This is a genomic window from Geothrix alkalitolerans (assembly GCF_022808885.1).
Taxonomy (GTDB): Bacteria; Acidobacteriota; Holophagae; order Holophagales; family Holophagaceae; genus Geothrix; species Geothrix alkalitolerans.
This window is the reverse complement of sequence record NZ_JAKZLE010000001.1, coordinates 210,311-216,899: the sequence shown is the minus strand read 5'-3', so window position 1 is coordinate 216,899 and position 6,589 is coordinate 210,311. Positions and strand designations below refer to the sequence as shown.

Here is a 6,589-nt window from a genome sequence, read left to right as displayed (position 1 = left end):
TGGCCCCCTTGGCTGGCTTTCTGTGCCCGGGGGCCCCCCCCCCCGGGGGGGGGGGGCCCCCGGGGGGGGGGGGGGGGGGCGGGGGGGGGGGGGGCCGGCGCAGGCGCCTGCGCGGACAGGGAGGTGGCAAGGAGAAGGCACGGAAGCAGGCGGGACACGGGAACTCCTGGGGCGTTCCCTTCCATTCTGCCGCGAACCGCCGAGAAGTCCCCGGTATCGTGTCTTATGCCCTTCCTGGACCTGCCGCCCTGGATCCTCAGCCTCTTCCTGGCCCCCTTCGGCCTGATGATCGGCTCCTTCTGCAACGTGCTGATCCACCGGCTGCCCCAGGAGGCGCCCGAGGACCGCAACGTGGTGACGAAGGCCAGCCACTGCCCCTCCTGCCAGGCGAAGATCAAGCCCTGGCACAACGTGCCGCTCTTCGGCTGGCTGTGGCTGCGGGGGAAGTGCGCGGCCTGCGGCTGGCGCATCCCCATCCGCTACCCGCTGGTGGAGCTGCTGGGGGGCCTGATCCTCGGCGGGGCCCACTGGCTCTTCCCCTTCGGGACGCTCATCTGGGTCAAGGCGGTGATCTGCGCCTACGCTCTGCTGGTGCTGTTCTTCACGGATTTTACGGAGATGATCCTGCCGGACGTCCTGCAGTTTCCCCTCATGGCCCTGGGCGTGCTCTTCGCCCTGCCGCAGCTGGCCTGGTCGGAGGCGCTCCTGAAGGCCTGGGGCCGCGGCGACACGCTCATCCAGGCTCTGGCATTCCACAACGGCCTCCAGCCCGCCCCGGCCTATCGGGGCTTCGAGCCCACCGTCACCTGGCAGGCCAGCCTCCTGGGCCTGGCGATCGGCTACGGCGCCCCGGCCCTGCTGAACCTGCTCTACAAGGCCATCCGCAAGACCGACGGCCTGGGCATGGGCGACTTCAAGATGCTGGCCTGGCTGGGCGCCTTCTGGGGCTGGGGCCCCATGCTGGGCATCCTCTTCCTGGGTGCAGGCCTGGGGGCGGCCGTGGGCGTGCCGCTCATGCTCACGCGCCGCTCTGGCGGCCAGACCATGCTCCCCTTCGGCTGCTTCCTCGCCCTGGCCACGCCCGTCGTCGTGTTCTTCGGTCGGGCGCTGTGGCTGGGGTACCTGGGCGTGGTGGGCTAGGCTCTCGGCTCGCATCCACTTTGAACCCGACCCTAGGGCGTCTCCGCGGGCTCGAGGACGATCGCCGCCAGCGTTTCCTGCAGGTCCCGGATACGGCGGGCGCCCACCCGTCGGGCCCAGTCCGCCTCGACGCCGCGGACGAAGGCGCGGACCTCCTTCGTGAGGGTGCGCCCCCGCGCCGTGAGACGCACGCGCGAGGCCCGGCGGTCGTCGGGATCGCCCACGCGCTCCGCATAACCGGCCCGGCACAGGTGATCCACGAGGGCCCCCATCGACTGCTTCGTGACGCGCGCCGTCTGGGCGAGATCCGTCAAGCGGGCCCCCTCGGGCCGGGTCCACAGCGCCTGGATGGCGGCGCAGTGGGCAGGCTGGAGGTCCGCGTGCCCTGAAGCGGCGAGCCATCGGACCAGTTCCTGCCCCATGACCTGGTTGGCCAGCCGGAGCAGCGCTCCGAGGAGCGGGCGCTCAGCTGGGTCCGCGCGGCGGACGGAGGATCGGGGTCTTGACATGAAGTCAGTTTAGCTGACCATATCTAGTCAGGTCAACTGACCATCGGAGCCATGAATGATCCATCACATCTCGATCCCCGCCCGCGACCCGGAACACGTGGCCAAGGTGCTCGCGGAGCTGATCGGCGGCCACACGGGCGGCTACGCAGGCCCCTTCGTCGGCCCCATCCCCGGCGCCTGGGTGGCGTACGCGGAGGACGCCCACGGCACCGGGATCGAGGTCTACCCCGAGCGGACCACCCTGGTGCCCGGCGAGGCCGGGAGCATGGGCGCCGTCGCGCTGCGCCAGGCGCCCGCTGCCGTCGCCTTCCATGCCCTGATCTCGGTCAAGGCAGGGCGGACGGACATCGAGCGGATCGGCGCGCGCGAGGGCTGGCGGACCCTGCACTTCTGGCGGGGGCCCAACCCCCAGACCCAGCTCTTCGAGCTCTACGAGTTCTGGGTGGAGAACCGCGTCATGCTCGAACTCGCCACGGAGGACATGGTCGAGGCCTACCGGAAGCTCGCCCAGGGTCCGGCCCAGCGAGACCTGCTCGCCCGCCTGGGCGGCGGCCGGCCCTGAAGCCGCCTCAGCGCCTGGCTTTGAGGGCGCCTCAGCGCCCTTGGCTCAGCTCCATGAGCACGCCGCCGGTCTCCGCGGGGTGGATGAAGGCCACGCGGCAACCATGGGCGCCGTCTCTCGGAGCCTGGTCGATCATGCGGACGCCCTTGGCGAGCAGCTGGGCCACGGCGGCGTCGATGTCGTCCACCTCGAAGCAGACGTGGTGGATGCCGGGGCCGCGCTTGGCCAGGAACTTCCCGATGGGACCTTCGGGATCCGTGCTCTCCAGGAACTCCAGGGTGCTCTCGCCCACGGGGAAGAAGGCGGTCGTCACCTTCTGCTCGGGCACCGCCTCGGTATGATCGGCGGCCATGTCGAAGAGCCGCGCCATGCGCGCCATGGCCTCGTCCAGTCCCGGCGTCGCAATGCCCAGGTGGTTGATGCGCAGCAGCTTCATGAGGGACTCCCGGAACCAGTGTAGGACGGGTCAGGAGTCTGGACCGTCCCCGGCCCGGCTCTCAGTGCTGGCAGGCCGGGGCCATGCCCAGGGTCACCGTGCCGTCCGCCACCTGCACCTTGCCCTTGCTGCCCAGGAAGGCGATGACGCCGTCGAAGTCGAACTGGTCGCCGTGGCAATTGCAGTAGACCGCGGAGACGCCGTGGGTGGCCGCGGAGGCCGCACGCAGGTCTTCCAGGCGGCAGCTCCCGCCCCGTTCCACCAGCAGGGACAGCAGGTCGTGGCCGTAGAGGGGTTCGGACATGGCTGGCTCCAGTTCAGGAGTCGTGGCTCCTGAATCCAGTCTACCGGTCCCGGCGGTGACGGGGGTCACGCCCCCTCAAGTCCCCTGGAGCGCCAGCCCCACCTCCCGCAGCAGGGGCTCGGGGCTGAGGTTCCGCGGCAGGTGCCGGAGCCCTTCCAAGACCGCCTGCTGGGGCGGTCCCAGGTCCCGGTCCCGGGCAGCCAGGAGATCCAGGACCTCGCGCCAGGGCTCCAGGGCCGGAGCCTGGCCGGCACGGAGCCGCGCCAGGTCCGCCAGCAGGCGCAGGAGCAGTTCCAGAGGCTGGCGCAGCTGCTCGCCCTGGGCCAAGGTGGACTCCTTGTCGGGCAAGAGGGCCCCGCCGACCTCGCTGAAGGGCTGGCCTTCCAGGAGAGCCAGCCAGGCGTCGACCTGGGCCTCGGCCCGGCGGAAGGCGGCCTCGTCGAGGAAGCGCAGCCCACCTTCCCCCAGGGCAGTCCAGCGGGGGCGGTCCGTCTCGGTCCACCCCTGCTGGAGGGCCACGGCCCAGGCCTCCTCGGGCCCGAGCGGCGCGAAGGGGATGCGCTCGCAGCGGCTGCGGATGGTCTGGAGCAGGGCCTCGGGACGGTGGGTCACCAGGATGAAGTGGGTGTCTGCGGGGGGCTCTTCGAGGGTCTTCAGCAGGAGGTTGGCGCTGTTCTCGTGGAGCCGGTGGGCCTCCTCCACCAGGACCCAGCGGTGGCAGCCCACGGGCGGAGCCAGGGAGGCCCACTCGATGACGCCCCGGCTGAAGCGCGGCTGGTTGTTCGAATCGAGGCCCTCGCGGATCTGGTCGATGCGAATGACGCCCGCCTTGCCCTCGGGCGAGATGCGCAGAAGGTTCGGAAGCTCGAAGGGCAGGTCCTCGCCCATCACCATGCGACAGCCTTCGCACTGCCCGCAGGCGTTCCGGCGGAGGCAGATCTCGCGGCGGGCCAGCTCCAGGGCCACGCGGCGCTTGCCGATGCCCTCGGGCCCCGTGAACAGGAGCGAGCCCCGGATCCGCCCGGCCCGGAGACGGTCCAGCAGGCGCTGGCGGATGGTGTGGTGGCCGACGATCTCGGGGGCGAACATGCGGTTCCTCAGTCGACCTTGAACCCGGCGCTGCGCAGGAGTGGCGCCACCCGGGACCAGATGGCCCCCTCCACCTGGTCCACGGGATCCCTCGCGGGCACCACCGCCACGCGGGTGGGGTGGGCCTGCGCGATGACCAGGAAGCGGTTCCGCACCTTGCGGTGGAACTCCAGGGCCGCCTCGTCAAAGCGCGTCTCCGCGAACTCGGTACCCAGGGACAGGTTGCGCACCTCCACGCGCTGGAGGGACACCTCGGGATCCATGTCGAGGAGCACCGTGAGGTTCGGCCGCAGCCCCCGCAGAACCACCTCGCTGAGGCGGTCCAGGTTGGCCTCGGACACGCCGCTGGCGCCCTGGTAGGCTCGGCTGGAGTCCTCGAAGCGGTCCACCAGCACCACCTTGCCTTCGGCCAGGGCCGGCCGGACCACGGCCTCCAGGTGCTGGGCCCGGTCCGCGTAGAAGAGCAGAAGCTCGGCATCCGCGCACCAGGCTTCGCCACTGGCATGGCGCTCCAGCAGCAGGCGCCGCAGCTCCCGGCCCAGGGCCGTGCCGCCGGGTTCCTTGGACACCACCAGGGGGAGGCCAAGGTGCCGCAGCCGCTCGGAGAGCCTCAGCAGCTGGGTGGATTTCCCCGAACCCTCCACCCCTTCGATGGTGATGAACACGCCCCGCACCGGACCTCCGCCCGATGAGGATACCCGGGGGCCGGCCCTTCGCGGTTTGGCCGCCTTCCGCCGCAGTGCTATCCTGCTCGAAACTCGAGGAGTTCCAGGTGGCCGAAGCGATCCATTGCCCCAGCTGCTCCACCCGATACCGCCTGCGTCCCGAGCGGTGGAGGCCGGCCTACCGCCGGGCCCGCTGCTTCAGCTGCGGCGAGGTGTTCCCCCTGGGCCTCGCGATGCCGGACCTGGTTGCGCCTCCGCCCGCCGAGTCGCCCGCGGCCACCGCCTCCTTCGACCTGGCCGACGTGGCCGCCGCCCTGGAGCCGGTTCCTGTCGTTCCGTCCTCCCTCACACTGGGGGACCTGGAAAGCACCGACGAGGACATCCTCGAGAAGACCCTCTCGGGCCTTTCCGCCGAGCCCGTTCCCGCCGCCGTCCTGGCGGTTCCCGACGCGCCTTCCGCTCCTGAGGTGGAACCGCCGGCCCCCGCTGCCATCCCCACTCCAGCCCCCACTGCCCCCGCCGCCCAGGTGGCGGAAGTCGGGGAGGACACCCTCACGGGCACCTACAGCTCCGCCAAGGACGCCATCAGCAAGCTGTTCGCCGGCATGCCGGATCTCCCCTCAGTGTCCAAGGCGCCGAAGGACCCCGGCACCATGGACATGGAGGCCACCCTCTCGGCCCTGGAGGCCACCTTGGGCAAGACCACCGGCCCTCTGGCGCCTTCCCTTCCGGATGGGGACGAACCCACTTCCGCGGGCAGCCTCTCTGACGTGCTCCAGGCCACCTCCACCACCACCCTGCGCCTGTCCCAGGAAGATCTCCAGACCGCTCTGGCCGCGGCCAAACCCGCCCCCCCAGCGGAGCCTGCCACCGAGGCCCTGCGGCCTTCAGACCTGGCGGTTCCCCTGCCGGAGCCGCCCGCCCCCGCCGCGCCGGCGGCCGAGGAGGCCGGTGCCGAGCGGCTGCGGCTGAAGATCGGGGAGGAGATCTATCCGGGGCTCACCATGGCCCAGCTCACCGCCTGGATCGAAGAGGGGCGCGTGCTCGAACATCACCTGGTGGCCCGCCAGCACAGCGAGAACTGGCTGGAGGCCCACAAAGTGCCCGGCCTCCGCCTGGTCTTCGATCGCCTGCGCCGAGGGCGCGAGGGCGCCCCCGGCTTCGACGCCTCATCCATCCCGGAGATCGCTCCCAAGAAGAGCCTCTTCGGCGGCCTCTTCGGGAAGAACTGAACATGCAGACCCTCGCCCTCGCCGCCCTCCTCTGCCTGGCGCAGGCCCCGCCTGCCCCCGCTCCCACGCCGGCTTCCACGCCGGCCGCCGCGCCCATCCCCGATGCCTCACTCTCCTACTTCTCGGAGTCCCTACCCTTCGCCTGGGACCGCGTGATCCCCCTGTCCGTGGACGTGGACGGCCTCAAGGTCAGCAGCATCTTCTTCAACCGGCGCGTCATGCAGCCCGGGTTCTTCAACATCCTCAAGGGGGCCGAGTTCGGCACGCGGGCTCAGGTGGAGGTGACCAACACCGCCAAGTATCCCCGCATCCCCGGCTTCGCCGTGGCCGTGCTGGACAAGGACGGCAAGCTGCTCGGCGTCGCCTCCGGCGGCACCAAGCTGGGGACCGTGAAGCCCGGCGAGACCGAGACCTTCGACCTGAACTTCACCCAGGTGAAGGAGCGCCTCCCCAAGGGCGACCGCTTCCTGCTGGCCATCGAGCTGAGGAACTGAGCCGAGTACCCCGGCACGGTCGAGTCCGGCCTTCGGCAGCCGTCTAGGACGCCGGAGGACGCGGCAGATCGCGCGGCGTCAGGCGTCCGGTGCCGGCGGCGAGCGCAAAAGCGGCCAGAGGCGCCAGGACACCCACATCTACGCCCCAGGGTGCGGCG

Annotated in this window: 9 protein-coding genes; 4 read left to right on the top strand and 5 right to left on the bottom strand. The window is 71.1% G+C overall.

Features of this window, described 5'->3' with window-relative positions; genetic code table 11:
- Window positions 1-225: 225 nt before the first annotated feature.
- Window positions 226-1,140, top strand: coding sequence for a prepilin peptidase (locus MLJ35_RS01010; RefSeq protein WP_243382285.1), 915 nt, complete (start codon window positions 226-228; stop codon window positions 1,138-1,140).
- Window positions 1,141-1,172: 32 nt separating this feature from the next.
- Here MLJ35_RS01010 and MLJ35_RS01005 read toward each other — a convergent pair whose 3' ends face one another.
- The gene (locus tag MLJ35_RS01005) at window positions 1,173-1,649 is read right to left on the bottom strand and encodes a MarR family winged helix-turn-helix transcriptional regulator (RefSeq protein WP_243382283.1); all 477 of its coding nucleotides are present in this window, start codon (window positions 1,647-1,649) and stop codon (window positions 1,173-1,175) included.
- Between the two features lie 55 nt (window positions 1,650-1,704).
- Between MLJ35_RS01005 and MLJ35_RS01000 the strand changes: the two genes are divergently transcribed.
- Complete coding sequence (locus tag MLJ35_RS01000) at window positions 1,705-2,211, top strand: hypothetical protein (RefSeq protein WP_243382281.1); 507 nt, start codon at window positions 1,705-1,707, stop codon at window positions 2,209-2,211.
- Window positions 2,212-2,242: 31 nt separating this feature from the next.
- Here the strand turns inward: MLJ35_RS01000 and mce are convergent, their stop codons facing one another.
- From mce to tmk, 4 genes are all read right to left on the bottom strand, one after another.
- The gene (mce, locus tag MLJ35_RS00995; protein WP_243382279.1) at window positions 2,243-2,647 is read right to left on the bottom strand and encodes a methylmalonyl-CoA epimerase; all 405 of its coding nucleotides are present in this window, start codon (window positions 2,645-2,647) and stop codon (window positions 2,243-2,245) included.
- Between the two features lie 61 nt (window positions 2,648-2,708).
- Complete coding sequence (locus MLJ35_RS00990; RefSeq protein WP_243382276.1) at window positions 2,709-2,951, bottom strand: DUF2492 family protein; 243 nt, start codon at window positions 2,949-2,951, stop codon at window positions 2,709-2,711.
- Between the two features lie 75 nt (window positions 2,952-3,026).
- Window positions 3,027-4,040: a hypothetical protein gene (locus tag MLJ35_RS00985; RefSeq protein WP_243382274.1), complete on the bottom strand. Its 1,014-nt coding sequence runs from the start codon at window positions 4,038-4,040 to the stop codon at window positions 3,027-3,029.
- An 8-nt stretch (window positions 4,041-4,048) separates the two neighbouring features.
- Window positions 4,049-4,705 (bottom strand): dTMP kinase, encoded by a 657-nt coding sequence (gene tmk, locus MLJ35_RS00980; protein WP_243382272.1) that lies wholly within the window; start codon window positions 4,703-4,705, stop codon window positions 4,049-4,051.
- A 107-nt stretch (window positions 4,706-4,812) separates the two neighbouring features.
- Between tmk and MLJ35_RS00975 the strand changes: the two genes are divergently transcribed.
- A complete protein-coding gene (locus tag MLJ35_RS00975) occupies window positions 4,813-5,937 on the top strand; it encodes a zinc-ribbon domain-containing protein (RefSeq protein WP_243382270.1) in 1,125 nt (374 codons plus the stop codon).
- A 2-nt stretch (window positions 5,938-5,939) separates the two neighbouring features.
- The gene (locus MLJ35_RS00970; protein WP_243382268.1) at window positions 5,940-6,431 is read left to right on the top strand and encodes a hypothetical protein; all 492 of its coding nucleotides are present in this window, start codon (window positions 5,940-5,942) and stop codon (window positions 6,429-6,431) included.
- The last annotated feature ends 158 nt before the right edge of the window (window positions 6,432-6,589 follow it).